Source organism: Aurantimonas litoralis (assembly GCF_026153195.1).
Taxonomy (GTDB): Bacteria; Pseudomonadota; Alphaproteobacteria; order Rhizobiales; family Rhizobiaceae; genus Aurantimonas; species Aurantimonas coralicida.
Genome location: NZ_JAPFBM010000005.1, coordinates 351,404 through 373,347 on the forward strand (window position 1 = coordinate 351,404; position 21,944 = coordinate 373,347).

At 66.2% G+C, this 21,944-nt stretch carries 25 protein-coding genes and 2 pseudogenes; 17 read left to right on the forward strand and 10 right to left on the reverse strand.

The window, feature by feature from the left end:
• Positions 1-140: 140 nt before the first annotated feature.
• Complete coding sequence (gene coaBC / locus N7I30_RS13575; protein WP_498639501.1) at positions 141-1,358, forward strand: bifunctional phosphopantothenoylcysteine decarboxylase/phosphopantothenate--cysteine ligase CoaBC; 1,218 nt, start codon at positions 141-143, stop codon at positions 1,356-1,358.
• Entirely contained in the window at positions 1,355-1,807 is a 453-nt protein-coding gene (gene dut, locus N7I30_RS13580) for a dUTP diphosphatase (RefSeq protein WP_498639503.1), read from the forward strand. The genes coaBC and dut overlap by 4 nt, the downstream gene beginning before the upstream one ends.
• Positions 1,808-1,816: 9 nt before the next feature.
• On the opposite strand, the gene N7I30_RS13585 is transcribed toward dut, so the two are convergent.
• Positions 1,817-2,638: a GGDEF domain-containing protein gene (locus tag N7I30_RS13585; protein WP_024349550.1), complete on the reverse strand. Its 822-nt coding sequence runs from the start codon at positions 2,636-2,638 to the stop codon at positions 1,817-1,819.
• A gap of 256 nt (positions 2,639-2,894) precedes the next feature.
• On the opposite strand from N7I30_RS13585, the gene cysK reads away from it, so the two are divergent.
• Together cysK and N7I30_RS13595 are read left to right on the forward strand one after the other, a co-directional pair.
• Complete coding sequence (gene cysK / locus N7I30_RS13590) at positions 2,895-3,896, forward strand: cysteine synthase A (RefSeq protein WP_498639505.1); 1,002 nt, start codon at positions 2,895-2,897, stop codon at positions 3,894-3,896.
• Positions 3,897-3,936: 40 nt separating this feature from the next.
• Positions 3,937-4,491 (forward strand): DUF6653 family protein, encoded by a 555-nt coding sequence (locus N7I30_RS13595; protein ID WP_498639507.1) that lies wholly within the window; start codon positions 3,937-3,939, stop codon positions 4,489-4,491.
• Positions 4,492-4,568: 77 nt separating this feature from the next.
• On the opposite strand, the gene rpsU is transcribed toward N7I30_RS13595, so the two are convergent.
• The 5 genes from rpsU to N7I30_RS13620 form a co-directional block, all read right to left on the reverse strand.
• Entirely contained in the window at positions 4,569-4,892 is a 324-nt protein-coding gene (gene rpsU / locus N7I30_RS13600; protein ID WP_024349553.1) for a 30S ribosomal protein S21, read from the reverse strand.
• Between the two features lie 109 nt (positions 4,893-5,001).
• Entirely contained in the window at positions 5,002-5,250 is a 249-nt protein-coding gene (locus N7I30_RS13605) for a hypothetical protein (protein ID WP_024349554.1), read from the reverse strand.
• Positions 5,251-5,348: 98 nt separating this feature from the next.
• Positions 5,349-5,561, reverse strand: a complete 213-nt coding sequence (locus tag N7I30_RS13610) for a cold-shock protein (RefSeq protein WP_024349555.1) — start codon at positions 5,559-5,561, stop codon at positions 5,349-5,351.
• A 375-nt stretch (positions 5,562-5,936) separates the two neighbouring features.
• Positions 5,937-7,358 carry a cytochrome P450 gene (locus N7I30_RS13615; protein ID WP_498639509.1) on the reverse strand — a complete coding sequence of 474 codons (1,422 nt, stop codon included), beginning with the start codon at positions 7,356-7,358 and terminating at the stop codon, positions 5,937-5,939.
• A 142-nt stretch (positions 7,359-7,500) separates the two neighbouring features.
• Positions 7,501-7,938: an acyl-CoA thioesterase gene (locus N7I30_RS13620; protein ID WP_498639512.1), complete on the reverse strand. Its 438-nt coding sequence runs from the start codon at positions 7,936-7,938 to the stop codon at positions 7,501-7,503.
• A gap of 213 nt (positions 7,939-8,151) precedes the next feature.
• On the opposite strand from N7I30_RS13620, the gene gyrB reads away from it, so the two are divergent.
• Both gyrB and N7I30_RS13630 read left to right on the forward strand, forming a co-directional pair.
• Positions 8,152-10,587: a DNA topoisomerase (ATP-hydrolyzing) subunit B gene (gene gyrB, locus N7I30_RS13625; RefSeq protein ID WP_228241538.1), complete on the forward strand. Its 2,436-nt coding sequence runs from the start codon at positions 8,152-8,154 to the stop codon at positions 10,585-10,587.
• 177 nt (positions 10,588-10,764) lie between these two features.
• Positions 10,765-11,229, forward strand: coding sequence for a hypothetical protein (locus N7I30_RS13630; protein ID WP_230789150.1), 465 nt, complete (start codon positions 10,765-10,767; stop codon positions 11,227-11,229).
• On the opposite strand, the gene N7I30_RS13635 is transcribed toward N7I30_RS13630, so the two are convergent.
• Complete coding sequence (locus tag N7I30_RS13635; protein WP_230789147.1) at positions 11,203-11,541, reverse strand: hypothetical protein; 339 nt, start codon at positions 11,539-11,541, stop codon at positions 11,203-11,205. The genes N7I30_RS13630 and N7I30_RS13635 overlap by 27 nt on opposite strands.
• Positions 11,542-12,201: 660 nt before the next feature.
• Between N7I30_RS13635 and istA the strand changes: the two are divergent.
• Positions 12,202-13,125, forward strand: a pseudogene (gene istA, locus N7I30_RS13640) (IS21 family transposase); the annotation flags it as partial.
• On the opposite strand, the gene N7I30_RS13645 reads toward istA, so the two are convergent.
• The 3 genes from N7I30_RS13645 to N7I30_RS13655 are packed head-to-tail and all read right to left on the reverse strand — an operon-like array spanning position 13,091 to position 14,449.
• A complete protein-coding gene (locus N7I30_RS13645) occupies positions 13,091-13,393 on the reverse strand; it encodes an ATP-binding protein (protein WP_370194986.1) in 303 nt (100 codons plus the stop codon). The pseudogene istA and the gene N7I30_RS13645 sit on opposite strands and share 35 nt — an antisense overlap.
• Entirely contained in the window at positions 13,386-13,742 is a 357-nt protein-coding gene (locus tag N7I30_RS13650) for a hypothetical protein (protein WP_230789144.1), read from the reverse strand. Before N7I30_RS13650 ends, N7I30_RS13645 begins: the two co-directional genes overlap by 8 nt.
• Positions 13,743-13,771: 29 nt before the next feature.
• Positions 13,772-14,449, reverse strand: a complete 678-nt coding sequence (locus N7I30_RS13655) for an Eco57I restriction-modification methylase domain-containing protein (RefSeq protein WP_230789142.1) — start codon at positions 14,447-14,449, stop codon at positions 13,772-13,774.
• A 728-nt stretch (positions 14,450-15,177) separates the two neighbouring features.
• Here N7I30_RS13655 and N7I30_RS13660 point away from each other — a divergent pair.
• The 10 genes and pseudogenes from N7I30_RS13660 to N7I30_RS13705 all read left to right on the forward strand — a co-directional run.
• Positions 15,178-15,585, forward strand: a complete 408-nt coding sequence (locus N7I30_RS13660) for a hypothetical protein (protein ID WP_230789139.1) — start codon at positions 15,178-15,180, stop codon at positions 15,583-15,585.
• Between the two features lie 100 nt (positions 15,586-15,685).
• Positions 15,686-16,144 carry a hypothetical protein gene (locus tag N7I30_RS13665; RefSeq protein ID WP_498639516.1) on the forward strand — a complete coding sequence of 153 codons (459 nt, stop codon included), beginning with the start codon at positions 15,686-15,688 and terminating at the stop codon, positions 16,142-16,144.
• Between the two features lie 136 nt (positions 16,145-16,280).
• Complete coding sequence (locus N7I30_RS13670; RefSeq protein WP_230789230.1) at positions 16,281-16,946, forward strand: HupE/UreJ family protein; 666 nt, start codon at positions 16,281-16,283, stop codon at positions 16,944-16,946.
• Between the two features lie 28 nt (positions 16,947-16,974).
• Complete coding sequence (locus N7I30_RS13675) at positions 16,975-17,712, forward strand: hypothetical protein (protein ID WP_230789134.1); 738 nt, start codon at positions 16,975-16,977, stop codon at positions 17,710-17,712.
• A gap of 107 nt (positions 17,713-17,819) precedes the next feature.
• On the forward strand, positions 17,820-18,098 hold the full coding sequence (locus N7I30_RS13680) for a metal/formaldehyde-sensitive transcriptional repressor (RefSeq protein WP_230789131.1): 279 nt from the start codon (positions 17,820-17,822) through the stop codon (positions 18,096-18,098).
• Positions 18,099-18,118: 20 nt separating this feature from the next.
• Positions 18,119-19,114 (forward strand): CDF family Co(II)/Ni(II) efflux transporter DmeF, encoded by a 996-nt coding sequence (gene dmeF, locus N7I30_RS13685; RefSeq protein ID WP_230789227.1) that lies wholly within the window; start codon positions 18,119-18,121, stop codon positions 19,112-19,114.
• Positions 19,108-20,490, forward strand: a complete 1,383-nt coding sequence (locus tag N7I30_RS13690; protein ID WP_370197187.1) for an MFS transporter — start codon at positions 19,108-19,110, stop codon at positions 20,488-20,490. Before dmeF ends, N7I30_RS13690 begins: the two co-directional genes overlap by 7 nt.
• 270 nt (positions 20,491-20,760) lie before the next feature.
• The gene (locus N7I30_RS13695) at positions 20,761-21,189 is read left to right on the forward strand and encodes a MerR family transcriptional regulator (protein WP_230789125.1); all 429 of its coding nucleotides are present in this window, start codon (positions 20,761-20,763) and stop codon (positions 21,187-21,189) included.
• A gap of 1 nt (position 21,190) precedes the next feature.
• Positions 21,191-21,517, forward strand: a pseudogene (locus N7I30_RS13700) (YnfA family protein).
• A gap of 203 nt (positions 21,518-21,720) precedes the next feature.
• On the forward strand, positions 21,721-21,944 hold a 224-nt coding region (locus N7I30_RS13705; RefSeq protein ID WP_498639519.1), incomplete at its 3' end, for a cation efflux transmembrane domain-containing protein.

The window sequence follows — 21,944 nt, forward strand, 5'->3', positions numbered from 1 at the left end:
CCGGCCCGCCGGCATTTCGCCCGGCGGCGCCTTTGTTGCTCCGGTAAGCGCCGGCCGCTAGACACGGGGCCGTGGAACAGCGTCTTTCGCGAGGCAGGCATGGCGACCGCGACGATCGGGATCATTCAGGCGGAGCCGGCATGAGCGGCCTTTCGGGCAAACGGGTGCTGCTGATCATCGGCGGCGGCATCGCGGCCTACAAGTCGCTCGACCTGATCCGCCGCCTGCGCGAGCGCGGCGCCGCGGTGACGCCGGTGATGACCGCGTCCGCCGCCGAATTCGTCACCCCGCTCGCCGTCGGTGCCCTGTCGGCCGCCAAGGTCTTCTCCGATCTCTTCGACCGCGAGGACGAGCACGATGTCGGCCATATCCGGCTCGCCCGGGAGGCCGATGCGATCCTCGTTGCGCCGGCCACGGCCAATCTGATGGCCCGCGCCGCCAACGGCCTGGCCGACGATCTGGCGACGGCGATCCTGCTCGCCGCCCGCGCGCCGATCCTGATGGCGCCAGCGATGAACCCGGCCATGTGGAACCACGCCGCGACCCGCCGCAACCACGCCGCGCTGATCGCCGACGGCGCGCGCTTCGTCGGGCCGAATGCCGGCGAGATGGCCGAAGCAGGCGAGGCCGGCACCGGCCGCATGGCCGAGCCGACCGAGATCGCCGACGCGGTGGAAGCCATGCTGGACCCAAGGCCGAAGCCGCTGGCCGGCCGGCGGATCGTCGTTACCTCCGGGCCGACCCACGAGCCGATCGACCCCGTCCGCTACATCGCCAACCGTTCCTCGGGACGCCAGGGCCACGCCATTGCCGCGGCGCTGGCCGAGCTGGGCGCCGAGGTGACGCTGGTCAGCGGCCCGGTAACGCTCCCCGATCCGGCCGGCGTCACCGTCGCCCATGTCGAGACCGCCCGCGAGATGCTGGGCGCGGTCGAGGCCGCGCTGCCCGCCGATGCGGCGATCTTCGTGGCCGCCGTCGCCGACTGGCGCGCCGAGGCCGAGACGGCGCGCAAGATCAAGAAGACCGGCGGCGGCCCGCCGGCGCTCGCTTTGACCGAGAACCCGGACATCCTGGCGACCATCGGCCATGCGCCGGATCGGCCGAAGCTGGTCGTCGGCTTTGCCGCGGAGACCGACGACCTCCTCGCCAATGCCCGCGGCAAGCTCTCCCGCAAGGGCGCCGACGCCATCGTCGCCAACGACGTGTCGGCCGGGACCGGCGTCATGGGCGGCAGCGCCAATACGGTGCACATCGTGACGGCGGACGGGGTCGAGGAATGGCCGAAGATGGACAAGACGGAAGTGGCGAGGCGCCTGGCCGCCTGGGTGGCGGACCGCCTGACGGGAGCGGCCTCATGAGCGGGCCGGCCATCGCGATCCTGCGCCTGCCCCACAATCCCGACCTGCCGCTGCCGGCCTATGAGAGCGCCGGGGCGGCGGGTGCCGACCTGCGCGCGGCGGTGACGGGGGAGCTGGTACTGGCGCCGGGCGAACGCCGGCTGGTGCCGACCGGCCTCGCCTTCGAGATCCCCGAGGGATTCGAAGTGCAGATCCGGCCGCGCTCCGGCCTTGCCGTAAAGCACGGGGTGACGGTGCTGAACACGCCGGGCACGATCGACAGCGACTATCGCGGCGAGGTGCAGGTGGTGCTGGTCAATCTGGGCAGCGAAGCCTTCGCCGTCGCGCGGGGCGATCGCATTGCCCAGATGGTCCTCGCGCCGGTGGTGCAGGCGACCTTCACCGAACGGGCGAGCCTGTCGGACAGCGCCCGCGGCGCCGGCGGCTTCGGCTCCACCGGCCGCAGCTAGGCGGACGGGTCAGCGCGCGGGCAGGGCGGTCAGCCGGGCGGCCTGCTGGTTCTGCTGCTGCCCGTCGGCCTGCAGATAGCGGCGACCATGGGCGGCGACCGAGGTGATGGTCGTGCGGTTCCGGCCGGTGCGCTTGGAATGGTAGAGATTGACGTCGGCCGCGCCATAGACCCGGTCGAAGAGCTGCGGCGTCGTATAGAAGGCGCCGCCGATGCTCACCGACAGGCGGGCGCTCTGCTTGCCGTCGCTGACACTCAGCTTGCCGATGCTCAGCCGCAGGCGCTCGGCGACGGCCTTGCCCTGTTCGAGGCTGGTGCAGGGGAAGGAGATGGCGAATTCCTCGCCGCCCAGGCGCCCGACCGCATCGGAGCCGCGCATCGAACGCTTCAGGGCCCCGGCGATGGCCTTCAGCGCCTTGTCGCCGGTCGGATGGCCGAGACGGTCGTTGATCCGCTTGAAGTGGTCGGCGTCGACGATGAGCAGCATCAGCCCGGCATATTGGTGGTCGCCGAGGGCGGCCATGTGGCGGCGGATGACGGTGTCGAAGCCCGGACGGTTCAGGACGCCGGTGAGGCGGTCGGTTGTCGCGGCGCGCTGCAAGCCGTCATTGTGCTGCATCAGCCCGGTGAGGCGGACGACGAAATAGATCGCATAGGGCACGGCGCTCAGCATCGGCACCACGACGGCAAAACCCAGCGCACGGTTCAGCGCGGCCTGGCCGACACCGTCGAAGATGTGGAAGGCGGCGACCACCGACAGCAGCGTCATGGCCAGGAGCAACAGGACGAACTCGCCGAAAATGGTGCGAATGTGCTGGAAGGAGCGTGCCATGCGCAATCTCGTTTCGTGCAAAGGGCGCGAGGGACCCGCCGTGATCCGCCATACTGGTGGCGGCGGCCTAAGAGAGGGTAAAGAATTGGTTGCAAATTGCATGGATCGGCCAGCGCCGGCCTAGCAAGCTATTCCGGCCAGACCGCCGGCTTTGGATTGTCAGACCTCAAAACCGCGCGCGATCCGGCATAGGTTAGGAAGGATGACCGGGCGCGAAGTGAATGAACGCCGGGCCGCGACAGGGAAGGAGACCATCATGGACAAGGTAGTGAAAGAGGGCGCCGCACGGACCCACGGGCGTGGACGCATCTACGATTCCATCGCCGACACCATCGGTGACACGCCGATCGTCCGGCTGGACAAGCTGGCGAAGGAAAAGGGCGTGAAGGCCAACCTTCTCGCCAAGCTCGAATTCTTCAACCCGATCGCCAGCGTCAAGGACCGCATCGGCGTCGCCATGATCGAGAAGCTCGAGGCCGACGGCCGGATCACGCCGGGCAAGACGACGCTGATCGAGCCGACATCGGGCAATACCGGCATCGGCCTCGCCTTTGCGGCCGCTGCCAAGGGCTACCGCCTGATCCTCACCATGCCGGAGACCATGTCGATCGAGCGCCGCAAGATGCTGCGCCTGCTCGGCGCCGATCTGGTGCTCACCGAGGGCGCCAAGGGCATGAAGGGCGCCATCGCCAAGGCCGGCGAACTGGTGGCCGAGATCCCCGATGCGGTGATGCCGCAGCAGTTCGAGAACCCGGCCAACCCGGAAATCCACCGCGTCACCACCGCCGAGGAAATCTGGAACGACACCAAGGGCGAAATCGACGTGCTGGTGTCCGGCATCGGCACCGGCGGCACGATCACAGGCGCCGGCCAGGTGCTGAAGCAGCGCAAGCCCGGCGTCCGCATCGTCGCGGTCGAGCCGGAAGCCTCGCATGTCCTGTCGGGCGGCGATCCCGGCCCGCACAAGATCCAGGGCATCGGTGCGGGCTTCGCCCCGGCGATCCTCGACCGCGAGGTCTATGACGAGGTGGTGCAGGTCACCAATGACGACGCCTTCGAGATCGCCCGTCTCGTCGCCCGCATCGAGGGCGTGCCGGTGGGCATCTCCTCCGGTGCGGCGCTCTCGGCGGCGATCGCAGTTGGCCAGCGCCCGGAGATGGAGGGCAAGAACATCGTCGTGATCATCCCGTCCTTCGCCGAGCGCTATCTGTCGACGGCGCTGTTCGACGGTCTGGGCGACGAAGACGACGCGAAATAGCGCCGGACTTCTCCGGCCGTTCGGTCGACGGGAGGGCGCCATGGATGTCTTCGCGCTGGCCGAGCGGGCGATGCGCATGGACGAGGAGAGCTGGGCCCGCCATGCCAATCCCTGGAGCGTCTGGACCCGGGCGGCGATCCTGCCGCTCCTGGTCCTGGCGATCTGGAGCCGCGTCTGGATCGGCTGGTGGGCGCTCGCGCCGGTCGCGGCCCTCATGGTCTTCGCCATGGTCAATCCACGGCTGTTTCCGCCGCCCCGCAATCCCGACAATTGGGCGTCGCGGGCGACCTTCGGCGAGCGGGTCTATCTGAACCGGAAGGCGGTGCCGGTCCCGGACCACCATCGCCGGGCCGCGACGATCCTCACATCGATCACCGCCATCGGGGTCGCCATCCTGGCCTATGGCCTGATCCGGGGCGAGGCGACCGCCACGGTTGCGGGACTGATCATCGCGGAGGGCGGCAAGATCTGGTTCGTCGACCGCATGGTCTGGCTCTATGCCGACATGTGCGAGGTCTCAAGCGAATACCGCCGCTGGCTGGTGCCGAAGCCTGATGGGTGGCGGCCACGATCGCAAGGACCGTCAGGCCGCTAGGGCGACCCAGACACGAAAAAGCCCGGCGGATCGGATCCGCCGGGCTTTTTCTGCTCTCGAGGAGCGAATGGGTCGTATCAGTACTGCGAGGTGGCGGAAGCCGGACGCGGTGCACCGGCTGCGCCGTTGGCACTGGCGCCTGTGCTCGGTGCGCCCGGGCGAGGTGCGCCGGGACGGATCTTGCGCTTCGGACCGGGCACGAGGCCTTCGCGCTGCGCCTGCTTGCGAGCAAGCTTGCGGGAGCGGCGGATCGCCTCCTGCTTCTGCCGAGCGCGTCGCTCGGACGGCTTCTCGTAGGCGCGACGCGCCTTCATCTCACGGAAGACGCCTTCGCGCTGCAATTTCTTCTTCAGCGCCCGCAGGGCCTGATCGACATTGTTGTCTCTGACGTCGACTTTCAAAACGACTCCTTCCATCAGTTGATGGGCCACGGGCCATTTCCCTGCCTTGCGGGGCAGGTGGTGGCCGGGCCTCGGAATTGATCGGCGACCGAGTCGGTCTGCCAACCGGCTATTTAGCGCGCGCCGTCGGCTTTGTCGTCTTGGCCTTCGCCTTCGACGCCTTCGCCTCTGCCTTGGTCGGCTCAGGCGCTTCGGCCGCATCCCGCTCCATGCGGAGCTTCTTCAATCGTGCCGTCTTTTCCTGGACGGCCAGGCTTTCGGCGGCGATGATTCCAATCGCGGAGCCCTTGGCCGGTCGTTCCGGCGGTCCGGACAGTGCCGCTTCGGCGCGTTCACGCGCCTTCCTGGAATTTTCCATCGTCACCTTCTTCCGCCGTTGTTCGCCACCAAACGCCGCGAACCCATGCGAAACAGTAGAGACCGGCAGGCCAGAAGCCCGCCGGTCACATCATGCAATCAGGCGCGCTGAACGTTGACAGCCTTCGGGCCCTTGCCGCGGGTGTCCGGCTCGGTGTCGAAGCTGATCTTGTCGCCTTCGTTCAGGGAGGAGATGCCCGCGCGCTCGAGAGCGGAGACGTGAAGGAAGACATCCTTCGCGCCGCCTTCCGGGGTGACAAATCCGAAACCCTTGGCTTCGTTGAAGAACTTTACGGTGCCGGTCTGGCTCATGGTATTACCTTTCGTCGCTGCCCTGTGGGCGATCGTCTGAAGTGTTCTCGCGACGCGATTGACTTCTTGAGTGGTGTGGACACGGCGTGCAGCCGCGGCCGGAGATTCGGAACTTCACAAGGGTTACGGCGAAAGGTTTGGTTCTCGTCGCGCTGGTCGCGCCAATGCGCTACCAAGCGAACCGCCGTTTTACGGTGGCGGAACGTCTGCCAGACTCCGGGTCTGCAAATACCCGAACTGATAGTATGGGCTTTCACGCGCCCGAACGCAAGCGCACTGTCGTTTGTGCGCGGTGAGGCGGCCCGGCTGGCGGCCCGCAAAGCGCTGTCCGGCGGGCCTTGGCGGCCGGATTCGTCCCGGCCGCAATCGCTCCCGTCAGCCTGCCGGGTGCGCGGGCGTGCGGCGGCTGACCCTCAGCGGCAGGCCGCCATCGGGCTGCACGGTGATGCGCTGGACCACCTCCGGCGGCTGGGCCTCCTCATAGTCGAAGCGCAGGCCCCGCAGGAGACAGGCGAGGGCGATGACGCCCTCCATCAGGGCGAAGCTGGCGCCGATGCAGACCCGCGGGCCGACCCCGAAGGGCAGATACTGGTAGCGATCAAGCGCCTCGCGATTGCCGGGCAGGAACCGGCTCGGGATGAAATGGTCGGGCCGGTCCCAGAGCATTTCATGGCGATGGATCAGCCAGGGCATGACCAGCACCGTCGCGCCGGCGGGAATCGCCACGTCTCCAACCCGGTCCGGCGCCAGCGCGGTGCGGTTCAGCGACGGCGCCGGCGGATAGAGGCGCAGCGATTCCTCGAAGACGGCCCGCGTATAGGGCAGGCGCTCCAGCCATTCGCTCGGATGCAACAGGGTCGGCAGGATCGTGTCGAGCTCGGCCTCGACGGCGGCGCGCTCGGCGGGTGCCTGGCTGAGAAGATACAGGGTCCAGGCCAGCGACCGCGCGGTGGTCTCGTGGCCGGCGCCGATGAAGGTGATGATGTTGTCCTCGATCTCGCTGGCCGACAGGCCGTCGGTCTTGACCAGCAGGGTCAGGAGATCGTTCGGCGCGCCGTCGGGGTCGCGGGCGATCTGCTCGCGGCGGCGGGTGATGGTGCGGGCGATGAGGCCGCGGAAATAATCCATCGACTTGCGCCCGCGCATCCGGCGCAGGCGCGGCAGGAAGGCCGGCGCGCCGAGGAGGTCGAGCGGGTCGACCCGGCCCATGGAGCCGAGAAAGTCGCGGGTCGAGCGGGCGAAGGTCTCGCCGTCATCGGCGATGTCGTCGGTGAACAGGGTCGCCTGCAGGATGTCGAAGGTCAGCAGCGTCATCTCGTGGCTGCCGTCCACCATGTCGCCGGTCCGCGCGGCGAGCCCGTCGGCGAAGCGTTCCGACCGGTCCTGCATGGTTTCCGAGAAGCCGGCCGTGTGGCGCGGCGTGAACACCGGCGCGATGGCCTTGCGGGTGCGGCGCCACAGGGCGCCCTCGGCGGTCAGCAGCCCGTCGCGCAGGAGCGGCCGCAGAATGCGCTGGCGCAGCGGCTGCATGACGTAGTTTTTGGCGTTCTCCACCAGGCAGTGGCGCACGCCGGCCGGATCGTTGATGACGATGTTCGGCACGCCCAGCCACTTGCCGACGATATAGGGCTCCTTGAAGGCCCGCGTGCCCCAGATCTCGATGGGATTGCGCGAGGCCGTCGTCAGGAAGCCGAAGAAGCCGAGCGGCGTCGCGTTGGGCACCGGGGCCGGGGCGCGGAACGGCCGCACGGGCGCGGCGGACGCGGCCTGGGCTGGAGCGGTCAGTGTATCGGACATGAAATGCGACTCGCCGCAGGAGAGGAACCGCGATTCCATATGGGTGGCGAGGATTGCCGCGTCGAGCGTCGCAATCGTCGCGGGTCGGCGCCGGGCGCCGTTGCCCTGCCGCCGGCGGCTGCGGGTCAGGCAGGGCGTGCGGTCAGGCCTCGGCGGAGCGCGTCCGCACATGGGCGGCGAGCCGGCCGCGCATGTCGTCGGGCAGCGGCGTCGAGCGGCGGGTCGTCTCGTCCATCAGGACGATCACCGCGGCGGCGCTGGCGCACAGGACGCCATTCTGGAAGACGCCCTGGCGCAGGCGGATCGAGCTGTTGCCCAGGCCCTCGACCGCCGTGCCGATCTCCACCTCGCCCGGCCAGTTCATCTCGCGCCGGAAGTCGATGGTGATCTGCGCCAGGACGAAGGCGGTTCCGGCCGGCGGCGGCGCCTCGCCGGCATGCAGCACTTCCACCCGGCCGGTCTCGAAGAAGGTCGCATAGACGGCGTTGTTCACATGGCCCTGGCGGTCGGTGTCGCCGTAGCGCAGCTTGTCGCGGGTCCAGAACGGGAAGTCGTCCCGCGTCGGGTCGTTGGAAGGCATGGATCGGTCCCTAACGGCGAAGATTGCAGCGGAAGCGGATGAACGGCACGGGGCGCGCGGCCGGCCAGGCGTTGCGTTCGCGCCGCATTCCGGCCCGCTGCTGGGGGTAGGGCCGGCAGGCGCTTTCGTCAATGAAGGAGAGACCCTATATAAAAGAGTGAATTTTGGCCGATTCGCCCTCCCTGGGTGCTCGGCTCGAGACCAAGGACCATCATGTCAGCTATCCCCGAGACCGATCCGCTTGCCAATCCCGAATATGGTGCCGACTCGATCAAGGTCCTGAAGGGGCTGGACGCCGTGCGCAAGCGTCCCGGCATGTATATCGGCGACACCGACGACGGCTCGGGCCTGCACCACATGGTCTACGAGGTGGTGGACAACGCCATCGACGAGGCGCTGGCCGGCCACGCGACCCATGTCACCGTGACGCTGAACCCCGACGGTTCGTGCACCGTCACAGACAATGGCCGCGGCATCCCGACCGACATCCACACCGGCGAGGGCGTCTCGGCGGCCGAGGTCATCATGACCCAGCTGCATGCCGGCGGTAAGTTCGACCAGAACTCCTACAAGGTGTCGGGCGGTCTGCACGGCGTCGGCGTGTCGGTGGTCAACGCGCTGTCGGTCAAGCTGTCGATGAAGATCCGGCGCAAGGGCAAGATCCACGAGATGTCCTTCACCCACGGCGTGCCGGACGGCTCGCTGGAGGTGACCGGGGACGCAGGCGACGAGACCGGCACGGCGATCACCTTCCTGCCCTCGACCGACACCTTCCAGGGCGTCACCGAGTTCGACTACGGCACGCTGGAGCATCGGCTGCGCGAGCTGGCCTTCCTGAATTCGGGCGTGCGGATCATCCTCACCGACAAGCGCCATGCCGACGAGAAGGTCACCGAGCTGTTCTACGAGGGCGGCCTGGAAGCTTTCGTCCGCTATCTCGACCGCGCCCGCAAGCCGCTGATCCCCGAGCCGATCGTGCTGCATGGCGAGAAGGACGGCATCGTCGTCGAGGCGGCACTGTGGTGGAACGACAGCTACAATGAATCCGTGCTCTGCTTCACCAACAACATCCCGCAGCGCGACGGCGGCACCCATATGGCGGGCTTCCGCGGCGGGCTGACCCGGCAGGTGACCGGCTATGCGGAGACCTCCGGCGCGCTGAAGCGCGAGAAGGTGACGCTGACCGGCGACGATTGCCGCGAGGGCCTGTCCTGCGTGTTGTCGGTGAAGGTGCCGGACCCGAAATTCTCGTCGCAGACCAAGGACAAGCTGGTCTCCTCGGAAGTGCGCCCCGTCGTGGAAAGCCTGGTCAACGAGACCCTGGCGACCTGGTTCGAGGAGCATCCGCAGGAGGGCAAGGTGGTCATCGCCAAGGTGGTGGAAGCCGCCTCGGCCCGCGAGGCCGCCCGCAAGGCCCGCGACCTGACCCGGCGCAAGGGCGCCCTGGACATCACCTCGCTGCCCGGCAAGCTGGCCGACTGCCAGGAGCGCGATCCGGCGAAATCCGAGATCTTCATCGTCGAGGGCGACTCGGCCGGCGGCTCGGCCAAGGGCGCGCGCTCGCGCAAGAACCAGGCGATCCTGCCCCTGCGCGGCAAGATCCTGAATGTCGAGCGCGCCCGCTTCGACCGTATGCTGGGCTCCGACCAGATCGGCACGCTGATCACGGCGCTGGGCACGTCCATCGGCAAGGACGAGTTCAACATCGAGAAGCTGCGCTACCACAAGATCATCATCATGACGGACGCCGACGTCGACGGCGCCCATATCCGCACCCTCCTGCTGACCTTCTTCTTCCGGCAGATGCCGGAGCTGATCGAGCGCGGCTACATCTACATCGCCCAGCCGCCGCTCTATAAGGTGACGCGCGGCAAGCAGAGCCAGTATCTGAAGGACGAGAAGGCGCTTGAGAACTACCTGATCGACGGCGGTCTCGACGATGCCGGGCTGACGCTTGCCCATGGCGAAGTGCGCACCGGCCGCGACCTGCGCGGCGTCGTCGAGGACGCGCTGCAGGTGCGCCAGGTGATGAGCAGCCTGCATTCGCGCTACGACCGCAGCGTCATCGAGCAGGCCGCCGTCGTCGGCGCGCTGTCGCCGGAGATGGCCGACGACGCGGCCAAGGGCCCGCAGATGGCCCAGCGGATCGCCGAGCGGCTGGACGACGTCGCCGAGGAGACCGAGCGCGGCTGGTCCGGCGAGGCGGTCGATGGCGGCTATCGCCTGATGCGCACCGTGCGCGGCGTCTCCGAGGTGCAGACGATCGACGCGGCGCTGATCAATTCCGGCGACGGGCTGCAGCTGAACCGCCTCGCGGGACGGCTGGCCGAGATCTACCAGGGCCTGCCTGTGCTGCGCCGGCGCGATACCGAGCGCGAGCTCACCGGGCCGCTGGAGCTTCTGACCGCGGTCTTCGAGGTTGGCCGCAAGGGCCTGACCCTGCAGCGCTACAAGGGTCTGGGCGAGATGAACCCGGAGCAGCTCTGGGAAACCACGCTGGACCCGGAAGCCCGCACCCTGGTGATGGTCAAGATCAACGACGCCACCGACGCCGACCAGCTGTTCTCGCGGCTGATGGGCGACGAGGTCGAGCCGCGCCGCGAGTTCATCCAGGAACACGCCCTGCAGGTCGCCAATCTGGATATCTGACGATCGGCGGACCTGTGCCTGCAAGTAATTGCACCTTTGATGCAAGGAATTGCGCCAACTGTGCAAGCGATTAGGCTGATGTAGCGAGGCCCAGAACACCGACTCAAACGGCGTCGGTGTCTGACGCGGGTCCCGAAGAAACCTGACTCGCTGAATCTTGAGGGGAGTTTCGATCTCGTGAGCGACGACGTGCAGGACGACGAGGCGACGTTTTTGGACAGCGGAAACCCGAACGTTTCCATCGTCTACATCGATGGCGACAAGCATCACGTGGCGCACTCGGCGATCGGCATTCTGGGAAAGACCTTCCCGTCGGCGCAGTTAGCGGACGATGCGGTCCATGCGATCCGGCAGGCTCTCGACGCCGAGGACCATTTCCGGGCGCGAGAGGTCGCCGCGGAGCATTGTTACGCCGAGGATCTCACGGCCCGGGAGATGTCGGAGTCCCCGAACGATCCTTGGGAAGTCTTGGCGCTCAGGACCACGGGCAAGGATGGAAGGAGTCGGACAGCTTTCGTTCTGCTCGAACGGGGGTCTGGAAGGATCGAAGCGTCCGGGTTTCTCACGATGGACGCCGCCGCCATACGACTTGAGGTTCTGGCGGACGCCGTGCCCTCAAGCAACACTGGGTACGGTGGGTGACCAGTCACCGGCGAGCCCCCGACCGTCGCCGACTACGTGCCCCGCGGCCAAAACCTTTCGCAGACTCTTCCGGCCGTTCAAGCGCTCGTACTCGACGGCCTGCGAAAGCCACCGATCAGCATCCGCAAGGAAGCTGATGATCTGAGCGTCCGCGCTGCAACCGAGATACTTCTTGGTGACCGGCAGGAATCGAGCCGTCAGCTCAACATGTCCCGTCGCCATGAGACTCTTCAGGGCAGGGACATGATGTCGGAGCACGAAGTCTGCACTGAGGCCCGATGGTGTAGCGGGGTCGACGATTTTCGCGGTCATGTCTCTCAGCTCCGGCTGTCACGACCAAGCTTGAGCTCCAAACCATCGACTTTCAAGACACCGAAGCACCTCAGCAGACGACCGCAACATTCGCTACGCGGGAAGCCGGGCAGGACGCCACTTCAGTTTTCCAATCGCGGAACTGGCTGAGGACCGGTTACGTGCTTGCCGCCAACTTTGGCCTGCGCGGATCCGGCAGACGCGACTCCGATACCCGCGGCGCGAAGCTCAGGGACGTCGATCCGGCGCCCCGCTCACGTGGGGCCGGATTCGCGCCCGCTCAGAGTCCGATGTAGCGGAAAGGGATTGGGCTCGGTCTGTAACGGGTTAGGCTTCCGCTAACAGGGATAGGCTGACCGAATGGTGTGATCTGGCCCATGAGTTGATCGCTTCGATGCATAAGTTGCGCGCCCAGCTCTCGCCATCTCACGGTCGGGCGTTGTTCGTTTGCGGGGGGCAGATGGATTCGCTGGCGAGGACCGGCCGCCGCGAGAGGCGATCAGGCCGCCTACCCACGTTTGCCCACAGAGATGAAGACTTAGTCGAATGTGTGTAGGGCGGTGAGAAAGTAGGCCACGGAGCGGCGGCGCTGATGCTGCGGCGGCCGGAGTAAAATCCGGCCAGTGGTTAGGCTGATTTCCTTTTGGGGAACGGCCGGGAATGTTCGCTGTGGAAGTTTACGCCGCCGTTCGGCATTTCGTGCTTATCGAGCGCAACAGCCAGCGAGAAGCGGCCCGGGTGTTTGGGCTGAGCCGCGAGACGGTCTCGAAGATGTGCCGGTTCTCGGTACCCCCGGGCTACACGCGGGTGAAGCCGGTTGCCAAGCCGAAGCTGGGAGCGTTGCTGCCGGTGATCGATGCGATCCTGGAAGCGGACGGCGCGGCGCCGGTCAGGCAGCGGCACACGGCCAAGCGGATCTTCGAGCGTCTGCGCGACGAACACGGCTATGGCGGCGGCCTGACGGTGGTAAAGGACTATGTCCGGATTGCCCGGGGGCGCCTGCGCGAGACCTTCGTTCCGCTGGCGCATTCACCAGGTCATGCCCAGGTGGACTTCGGCGAGGCGATCAGCGTCATCGGCGGGGTCCGGCAGAAGATCCACTTCTTCTGCATGGACGTGCCACAGTCGGACGCGCCGTTCGTGAAGGCCTATCCGCGGGAGACGACGGAAGCCTTCCTGGACGGGCACGTGTCGGCGTTCGACTTCTTCGGCAAGGTGCCGCTGTCGATCTTGTACGACAACACCACGATCGCGGTGGCCAGGATCTGCGGCGACGGCCGCCGTGAGCGCACCCGGGCCTTCACGGAACTCCAGAGCCACTACCTTTTTGCCGATCGTTTCGGCCGCCCTGGAAAGGGGAATGACAAAGGGAAAGTCGAGGGACTGGTGAAGTATGCCCGGTCGAACTTCATGACGCCGATCCCGCAGGCGGCGAGCTTCGACGATCTCAACGCCATGCTGGCGGAGCGCTGCCGGCAGCGGCAGGGCGAAGTCGCCGGACGCCATAGCGAGACGATCGGCGAGCGGCTCGTCGCCGATCTGGAGGCCTTCAAGGACTTGCCGGCGACACCGCTCGAGCCGTGCCCTTCGAACTTGTGCCTAGCCGCATCCAGCCGTCGCGGAAATCGGCGAAATTCATTCCGTTTCCGTCGTCACTGATGACGAGTCGATCGTTTCCGACGGTCACGGCGCACTCGGTCGCATCCGCGTCATAGGAATTCTTGACTAGTTCCAGCATGGCGACATCCGGCTGACGTACGAGGCGCTCTCCGAGCTCTCGTATCAAACGGCTTTCGATAGTGAACGGGAGCGATCCTTGATCGAGGATTTGACGTGCCGCATCCTTAGACATCCGATGCCGTCACCCCGTCGAACTCCGCCAGGAGTGTGTTGAGCTGGTTTATCTCCACCTTCCGCAGACCGTTGGCATGAGCGACGATCCTTTCGTCCAAGCCCAGTGATGCAAAATGCAGCAGAAAGGCCCGTGCCCATTCACTGTCCGCATCGTGAATGCCTGCGACCCCGCCCACCGCGATCGCACCGACCGTGTTGCGGACGGCCTTTGGAACACGTCCCTTGAAGCAGGTCGCGACCAAGGCGACGGGAACAGGCGGCAGGCTGAAACGCCACCAGACGTCCCGCTCTAGGCAGGTGCTCGTCGCGACGGCGTTCGCGGGAACGGAGTCGAGGTAAGCCTGCAAGGTACGGCTGGGTGTCCCGTCCGGGCGGATCAGCCAACATTTTGTCCGGCGAACCGGAACGCTGCCTCAAAGGTCGGCCTGTCGAGTTCGCATGCGTCGGCCCCGAGCAGCCTTAGCGATGTCACGCACGGTACGACGTCGCGCCCGACGGCGAGACCAAGGCGCGCCCGCTCGGCCTCGGTCAGGGTAAAGACTTTCTGGGTGCCGGGGCTCAGCCCGCGCATCGCCCGCGGTCGCCCACGACGTGCCGTCCTGGACATATATTCGACGTGGCCCACTGCGGAACCCGTCGTCGAGAGCAGCTCGACGATCTCCCCGTCACCGCGTTTATCGAAAAATCGCCACCGGCCCGAATGGTCTCTCTTGTCGACGACAGTGACTGACGCCGTCGTCAGAACGCTGTCGAAAACCTCGTCGGGCAGGCGGTAAACGTCTACCGACCAACCGTGTCTTGCTATGAAGTCGCGGATCTTGGCCGCCGAAGGCCTCGAAACCCATTCGAACGGGATGACCAGCGCGCAGATGCCGTCGTCGGCGGTGGAGAGCAAGGACAGAAGGAAGAAGTACTGCCATGCGTTGGCCAGTCCCGAGAGGGCGACGCCGGATCGCTCGCGCAGCTCTGCGGCAACCTTCTCGCTCCAGCCCTCCGGGAGGTCCTGGTTCCGAACGAACGGAGGGTTCCCGATGCACAGGTCCGCGTTCGACAAGCGCGAAGCGAAGGCGCAGGCGTGCGTAAGGCGTGCGTGCGGGGGCAAGACCGCTCCGTCTGCCCGTCGCGCGTCAATCTCGTAGCCGTTGTAGTCCGAATAGCGACCATGGTGCGCAAAGCGGCCGTCGCCCGCACCGAAATCGACAACGCTGCCGACTGTTTCACGACGGGATTCAACCTTGGCCCAGGTCGACTATCGGCGGCGGCTCGAATGCACGCCCCGCTTACATCCCCCGCAGGATATCCGCCATGGTGTGTCGGCGCATGGCCAACGTAAAGCGGAAAGGAGCTAGAATGCGCATGATCGTAAAATCGCCAGAGAGCCAGATCGTCTTCCCCGCAGATCATCGATTGATAGCCGTGGTAGCTTGCCGAATCCTTGCCCAACCAGACAACGGGACCGAGCACCGCGGCTCCAAGCGATCGAAGACGAGAAAGCGCCGAGCCAAGCGGAGCTTCGGCGACAGGAAGAAATCCGGAACCAGGATTGAAGCGCCTCTACCGAACGGCGAAACGGGGTGGCACCGCTCCCTCTGGAGCCGCGGTCCCCACTCGCGCGCCATCGCCGTCCCCTACCAAAAGCCATCACTCGAACCGGGACACTAGCGTCGGCAGCTCTCCCTGCGGCTCGGGCGATTCACTCAAAAGCGAACGGATTTCTCCACGGAAAGCGAAGGGCCAAGCTTCATCATCTCATGCCTGAACGAGTGGAGCGAGAACGACCGCATGGCTGGAGATTCAACGCGCGCAGCGGAAACGAGGAAGAGCGGGTTACCCGCATGGATGACTGCCAAGGGAAGCTTTGCCGCACTCGCCGGCGGGACCCTGCTGCTCGCCGCCTTTGGCGCATACGCCGCCCTTCGGAACGCGGGCAACGCTTCGATTTCGGTCGAGGACTCAGCCGAAATACCCGTCCCTATGCCCGTAGCGGACCAGCCGAACGAAGTGCGGGCCAGCGAGTATTCCATCGTGTCTGTCTTCGAAGGCGAGGCGTTCCTCGCGACCCCGAACAACTTGGTCCGTGTCATCGTCGGGACTATCGTGCCCGGTCTCGGTACGATCACTTCCGTTGAGTCCTTTCCCAACGGCGGTGGAGCCGTCGCCGGCACCGAGGCGGTTCTTCGGACGCTCTGAACCGTAAACGTTCCTGGATGGCTGCTTCCCATGTTCCGGGAACTCGCTCGCGGCTCCGTGGGCATGCCCCTGTTCACCGTTCCTCAACCTTGACATCGCCATGATCCGCAGCGACAACCCTCCCGCCGCGAACGGGGGCAAGCGTTCCGGCATAGGGGCATCGTTGAAGGAACGCATGCTGACACTCGGCCGCCTCTTCGTAGGACGTTTGGCGATCGCTTTGGCGATCGTCGTTGCCGTGCTTAGCGCGCCAACGGGTTCGTCTGCCTTCCACGACATCGTCGCCGGGGGCCATCAGTCGATTGCCGCGCTCGACCACCACGGCCATTCCCATGATGTCGACGTCGAGATCTCCAACCCGGAATCGACCGTTGCCGCGGGCGACCACCACAAGCACAATCCTGGCGACCACAGCCACGAGAAGCTCGGCATCCCGCCTGAGTTCGCGTCACCGGTCACGGGGACGGCGCGCACGCGTCTCTTGTCCCTTGGAGATGCCGCGTTGGCTGGCCTGTCCGCCACTCTCGACCGTCCTCCGAGACCGTCCGAAATCGCCTGACCGCCGCCGCGCGCGGGGCTAGCGCCTAGCCGCGGCACGATAGCCTTCGGACACTCGGAACCCATCCATGACACGACCTTCCGCAGAAGGCCGCACCCGCTCGCGTGACGCGATCCGGGCGGCACTTCGCACCCCCATGCTCGCTCTTCTTCTGGCGACGACATGGGGCACGACAGCTCTCGCGCACGGCGTTGCCGCCGGCGATCAGGGCTACATCCAGGAGATCACCGGGGTGAACCTCATCGCCTTCATGTATCTCGGCGCCAAACACATGGCGACGGGCTACGACCACATCCTCTTCTTGTTCGGTGTGATCTTCTTCCTCTACCGGATGAAGCACATTGGCATCTACGTGACCCTTTTCGCGATCGGTCACTCCACGACGATGCTCCTCGGCGTCTATTTCGACGTCGGGATCAACAGCTACATCATCGACGCGATCATCGGCCTGTCGGTCGTCTACAAGGCGCTCGACAATATGGGGGCGTTCCAGCGGTGGTTGGGCTTCCAGCCGAACACCAAGGCCGCGACCCTGATCTTCGGCTTCTTCCACGGGTTCGGTCTGTCGACCAAGATCCTCGAATACGACATCTCGCCGGACGGCCTGGTGCCGAACCTCCTTGCCTTCAATGTCGGCGTCGAGATCGGTCAGCTCCTCGCCCTCGGCGCGATCCTCATCGTCATGGGCTTCTGGCGCAGGACACCGAGCTTCTTCCGCCACGCCTACACCGCCAACGTCGTCATGATGGCCGCCGGCTTCGTGCTCTTCGGCTACCAGGTCGCCGGCTATCTCGTCGCCTGACAACCTCTCAACTCAAGGATACCGACACATGTACAATACCGACATGCCCACCCGCGCCGAGCTTCCTTCCACGGGGAAGCTGGTGCGCTCGACCGCGATCGCAGCGGTCACTGCCACTGCGATCCTGATCGCCGTCGTGCTTCCCGCCGAGTACGGAATCGATCCGACCGGGGTCGGATCGGCGCTGAACCTCACCGAGATGGGTGAGATCAAGACCCAGCTCGCGGCAGAAGCCGAAGCCGATGCCGCGAGGGACGCCGCCGCCCGCGCTGCCCCGGCAACCGGTGCCGACGCGACGCCGCTTCCGCCTGCCGCCGTCGGCGTGGTGCCGCCGCCCGTCGCTCCGCTGGCGCCGCCCGCGCCACCGGCACCGCCCGCCCCGGAGCGGCAGTCCAGCCTGTTCGGTGCGATCGGCAGCCTCTTCGTCTCGTCCGCCGTCGCTCAGGAGATGCGTCAGGACGAGATGACCATCACGCTCGCCCCCGGGGAAGGCGCGGAGATCAAGTTGACCATGCAGGAGGGCGAGATCGCCTCGTTCGCCTGGGTCGTATCGGAAGGCGGCGCGGTCAACTACGACACGCATGGCGACGGCGGCGGACAGAACATCTCCTACGAGAAGGGGCGCTCGGTCTCCTCCGACGAGGGGACCATCCAGGCGGCGTTCACAGGCAACCACGGATGGTTCTGGCGTAACCGCGGCGATGCGCCCGTGTCCCTGACGCTGCGCACGAGCGGCACCTACACCGCCTTCGATCGCAAGGTCTGACAACAGCCATCTCCGCCGATCGACGGCTTCCCGCCGTCGGTCGGCATCCCGGATGCCGAACGACCCGTGCTATACGGAAGCCCTGAAATAGGGTAGGGGCCTATATCATGGCTCATCTCACAAACGACCCGACTAAGCTCATTGCCCGCATCCGTCGGCTCCAGGGCCAACTGGACGCGGTCGCCCGAAGCCTCGAGAACAAGGCGCCTTGTGGCGACGTCCTGCAACTCGTCGCTTCCATCCGAGGTGCCGTGAACGGCCTGACGATCGAGCTGATGGAGGAGCACGTGCGCAACCACGTGGTGAACCCTGACCGCGAGGACGATCCGGAGAAGGCAAAGGGGGCGACCGACCTGATCGCGGTCCTGCGGACCTACCTGAAGTGACGAGGGGGGAAGTGTCGGCGATGTCGGAGCATGGCGGCTCCCACAGTCATGTCTTTCTCGGCGACGGCCATAGTCGGAACGAGCGCCGTGTCTGGCTCGTGATCGCCTTGACCGTCTCCATGATGGTGATCGAGATCGTCGCCGGTACGATCTACGGCTCCATGGCCCTGGTCGCGGACGGGCTTCACATGTCGACGCACGCGGCCGCCATGCTGATCACCGTCGGTGCCTATTTCTTCGCTCGCAAGCACGCCCGGAACCCTCGCTTCACGTTCGGGACAGGCAAGCTCGGAGACCTCGCCGCATTCGCCAGCGCGATCATCCTCGCGTTGGTCGCTCTCCTCATCGGCTACGAGAGCTTCCTGCGCCTCGTCTCACCCGTGCCCATCTCGTTCGGACAGGCGATCGCGGTGGCCTTCGTCGGGCTCGCGGTGAACCTCGCGAGTGCGTGGCTCCTGAAGGACGACCACCACCACCATGGCCACGATCACGGGCATCACGACCATGATCATGATCACGACGTCCCTCATGCCGGGGGTCGCGACAACAATCTCCGGGCCGCCTACCTTCACGTCCTCGCCGACGCGCTGACCTCGGTCCTGGCCATTGCGGCGCTTGGTCTCGGCAGCCTCTACGGATGGATCTGGCTGGACCCGGTCATGGGCATCGTCGGCGCTCTCGTCATCGCCCGCTGGTCATGGGGATTGGTACGGGATGCCGGGACGGTGCTCCTCGACTACGTCCCGGAAGGCGAGGACTTGCCCGACGAGATCCGCGAGGCGATCGAGGCCGACGGGGACCGCATCACCGATCTCCATGTCTGGCAGGTCGGCCCGGGCCACCATGCGGCCATCGTGTCGATCGTCACCGCCCAACCCCGCCCGCTGAAGACCTATCGCGCCAAGCTCGCCCACATCCACGATCTCTCCCACCTCACCGTGGAGGTCGACGCGCTTGAATCCGTCGAGGCGGCCAGCCGCGACTTCGCCGGGTTCGAGGTAACGAGCCGATGCTGACCGTCCTGCGCCATCGCACCTATCGCCATCTCTTTGCAGCGCAGGTTCTGTCGCTCATCGGGACGGGCCTGACGACGGTAGCGCTGGGGCTGCTTGCCTACGACCTTGCCGGGGCGAACGCCGGCGCGGTGCTCGGGACGGCACTTGCGATCAAGATGATCGCCTATGTGGGTGTCTCGCAGTTCGCCGGGGTCCTGACGGGTTTCCTGCCGCGGCGGACGCTGCTCGTCGGCCTCGACCTCGCCCGAGCGGCCTTCGTGCTCGTCCTGCCCTTCGTCACCGAGATCTGGCAGGTCTACGCCCTCGTCTTCGCGTTCCAGTCGATGTCGGCGCTGTTCACGCCAACCTTCCAGGGCACGATCCCGGACATCCTGCCGGACGAGCGGGAGTACACGAACGCCCTGTCGCTCTCGCGGCTTGCCTACGACCTCGAGACGCTCTTCAGCCCGCTCCTGGCGGGGCTTCTGCTCACCGTGATCTCCTTCCACTGGCTGTTTCTCGGCACGGTCTTCGGCTTCCTCGCCTCCGCGGCGCTGGTCGTCTCGGTCGCGCTTCCGGTCGCCAAGGCGGCCGGCGGCGGTCGGTTCGTCGACAAGCTGACCCGGGGTATCCGCGTCTACCTCGCGACGCCGCGCCTGCGCGGTCTCCTGGCCCTGTCCTTCGCGGCGTCGTCGGGCGGGGCGATGGTGATCGTCAACACCGTCGTCTTCGTGCGCGCCGATCTCGGCGGCACCAACGACGACGTGGCCTTCCTCTTCGCCGCCTATGGCCTGGGCTCGATGGCGGTCGCCATCCTGCTCTCGCGGCTTCTCGACCGGGTTCCCGCCCGCACCGTCATGCTAACTGGCGCGAGCGCCATGGCGGGCCTCCTCGTCATGGCCGGCACGGGCCCTGGATGGACGGGCAGCCTCATCCTGTGGGCCCTGCTCGGTGCGGCCGCGTCGGCGATCGGCACGCCCGGGGGGCTGCTCCTGCGCCGCTCCTCCGATGCGGACAGCCGGCCCGCCGTCTTCGCCGCGCAGTTCGCTCTTTCGCACGCCTGTTGGCTCGTCACCTATCCAGCCGCCGGGTGGCTTGGCGCGGCGATCGGCCTTGGCCCGACCTTCCTGGTCATGGCTGCTGGAGCGGCCGCGGGCGCCGTGGTCGCGATGGTCTTGTGGCCGGCGAACGATCCGGTCGAGGTCGAGCATGTCCACCAGGCGCTGGCGCACAATTCACTGCATGTCCACGACGATCACCACCGGCACGAACACAAGGGTTGGGAGGGTCCGGAGCCACACCGCCATCCGCATCGCCACCAGCCGATCCGCCATCGGCACGCCTTGGTGATCGACGACCACCACGCGAACTGGCCGACCGGCACCGCCGGCGGGTGACCCGCCGGCGTATGCCGGAATGTGTTCTAGTTCGCCTGGTGGCGGCCGCTCCTCCTGGATACACTGTCGGCCGCCACCAGGCGGGTGCGGTATGCGAGAGGGATCCGAAGATGATTTGCCCCTCCATCACCCTCCGCCGAGGCGGAGGTCGCACACTAGGCCGAGCTTGAGGCCGTACCGATCGCCGCGCAGGATTCAAGTCAGCCGGCCTCCGGGAAAGTCGCTGCGGTTCATTCCCCACACTAAGACTGGAACATTGTGGAGGCGCGGATGCTGACGATTGGCAATCTTGCCAGAAAGACTGGGTCGAAGGTGCAGACGATCCGCTACTACGAGCAGATCGGGTTGATGCCCGCACCGGACCGAACCGAGGGTGGACAGCGGCGCTACGGCGACGCCGAACTCGACCGGTTGTCCTTCATCCGTCATGCTCGTCAGCTCGGCTTCACACTGGAAGCGATCCGCGAGCTCCTGAATCTGAGCGACCAGCCAGACAAGCCGTGCCAAGAAGCCGACTCCATTGCGAGACGGCAGTTGAAGCAGGTGGAGCAGCGTCTCGCGCGGCTGGAAGCCTTGCGTACGGAACTGGAACGCATGGTGCATGAATGTAGCGGTGGCCGAACAGCAGATTGCCGCGTGCTGGAGGTACTGCGCGACCATTCTGAATGCCTGACCGACCACAACGAGATCGGTGCCTAGAATGCCCGCGGCACTCGTCTATCTGCTTGCCGCGCTGGCCGAGATCGCCGGCTGCTTTGCCATCTGGGCATGGTGGCGCCTTGATGCATCTGCCCTTTGGCTCGCGCCGGGGGTGGTCGCTCTTGTGGCGTTCGGCTGGTTTCTCGCACAGGTCGATACCATCGCAGCGGGACGAGCCTTCGCCGCCTATGGCGGGATCTAAATCGCGGCCTCGGTCCTTTGGATGTGGCTCGCCGAAGGACATCGCCCCGACAGATGGGATGTGCTCGGTACCACTGTCTGCCTACTCGGTGCAGCGATCATTCTCGCTTCCCCGCGTGGCGCCTGAATCTTTCCTCTTGAAGCTACAGTGGCTGGAGCGATTACACGTCTCTTCGACTGATTCTTCGGCTGATGTTGGTGCACCGCTCCATCCGCAAGTTGCGCCAATGCATCTCTGGCACACAGGGCATAGGCCGTAAATCCTTGGACTGCGTCCGCGGACTGTTGGGGGCGTCGATTCTTCAGCACATGGGCCAAAGGGGACATCCGATGCCGCACGATCATGGACATGCGCATATCGACCCGGAATCCGGCGACCGCCGGGTCTCGATCGCAATCTGGGCCAACGCTTTACTGACAGTCGCGCAGATTGTTGGAGGCATCCTGTCCGGCAGCCTCGCGCTGGTGGCCGACGCGCTGCACAATTTCTCCGACATGGCGTCGCTGGCAATTGCTTTCGCCGCACGCAAGATCGCACGGAGGCCGGCGGATGC

Bases quoted from the DNA above. Each gene is read 5' to 3' on its own strand.
- N7I30_RS13690 (WP_370197187.1), top strand. From the start codon at position 19,108: ATGCTGACCGTCCTGCGCCATCGCACCTATCGCCATCTCTTTGCAGCG.
- N7I30_RS13635 (WP_230789147.1), bottom strand. From the start codon at position 11,541: ATGACCGCGAAAATCGTCGACCCCGCTACACCATCGGGCCTCAGTGCA.
- N7I30_RS13665 (WP_498639516.1), top strand. From the start codon at position 15,686: ATGATCCGCAGCGACAACCCTCCCGCCGCGAACGGGGGCAAGCGTTCC.
- cysK (WP_498639505.1), top strand. From the start codon at position 2,895: ATGGACAAGGTAGTGAAAGAGGGCGCCGCACGGACCCACGGGCGTGGA.
- N7I30_RS13670 (WP_230789230.1), top strand. From the start codon at position 16,281: ATGCTCGCTCTTCTTCTGGCGACGACATGGGGCACGACAGCTCTCGCG.
- N7I30_RS13615 (WP_498639509.1), bottom strand. From the start codon at position 7,358: ATGTCCGATACACTGACCGCTCCAGCCCAGGCCGCGTCCGCCGCGCCC.
- N7I30_RS13695 (WP_230789125.1), top strand. From the start codon at position 20,761: ATGCTGACGATTGGCAATCTTGCCAGAAAGACTGGGTCGAAGGTGCAG.
- coaBC (WP_498639501.1), top strand. From the start codon at position 141: ATGAGCGGCCTTTCGGGCAAACGGGTGCTGCTGATCATCGGCGGCGGC.
- N7I30_RS13595 (WP_498639507.1), top strand. From the start codon at position 3,937: ATGGATGTCTTCGCGCTGGCCGAGCGGGCGATGCGCATGGACGAGGAG.
- N7I30_RS13660 (WP_230789139.1), top strand. From the start codon at position 15,178: ATGGCTGGAGATTCAACGCGCGCAGCGGAAACGAGGAAGAGCGGGTTA.
- N7I30_RS13675 (WP_230789134.1), top strand. From the start codon at position 16,975: ATGTACAATACCGACATGCCCACCCGCGCCGAGCTTCCTTCCACGGGG.
- N7I30_RS13680 (WP_230789131.1), top strand. From the start codon at position 17,820: ATGGCTCATCTCACAAACGACCCGACTAAGCTCATTGCCCGCATCCGT.
- N7I30_RS13605 (WP_024349554.1), bottom strand. From the start codon at position 5,250: ATGGAAAATTCCAGGAAGGCGCGTGAACGCGCCGAAGCGGCACTGTCC.
- gyrB (WP_228241538.1), top strand. From the start codon at position 8,152: ATGTCAGCTATCCCCGAGACCGATCCGCTTGCCAATCCCGAATATGGT.
- dut (WP_498639503.1), top strand. From the start codon at position 1,355: ATGAGCGGGCCGGCCATCGCGATCCTGCGCCTGCCCCACAATCCCGAC.
- dmeF (WP_230789227.1), top strand. From the start codon at position 18,119: ATGTCGGAGCATGGCGGCTCCCACAGTCATGTCTTTCTCGGCGACGGC.
- N7I30_RS13585 (WP_024349550.1), bottom strand. From the start codon at position 2,638: ATGGCACGCTCCTTCCAGCACATTCGCACCATTTTCGGCGAGTTCGTC.
- N7I30_RS13620 (WP_498639512.1), bottom strand. From the start codon at position 7,938: ATGCCTTCCAACGACCCGACGCGGGACGACTTCCCGTTCTGGACCCGC.
- N7I30_RS13610 (WP_024349555.1), bottom strand. From the start codon at position 5,561: ATGAGCCAGACCGGCACCGTAAAGTTCTTCAACGAAGCCAAGGGTTTC.
- N7I30_RS13645 (WP_370194986.1), bottom strand. From the start codon at position 13,393: ATGTCTAAGGATGCGGCACGTCAAATCCTCGATCAAGGATCGCTCCCG.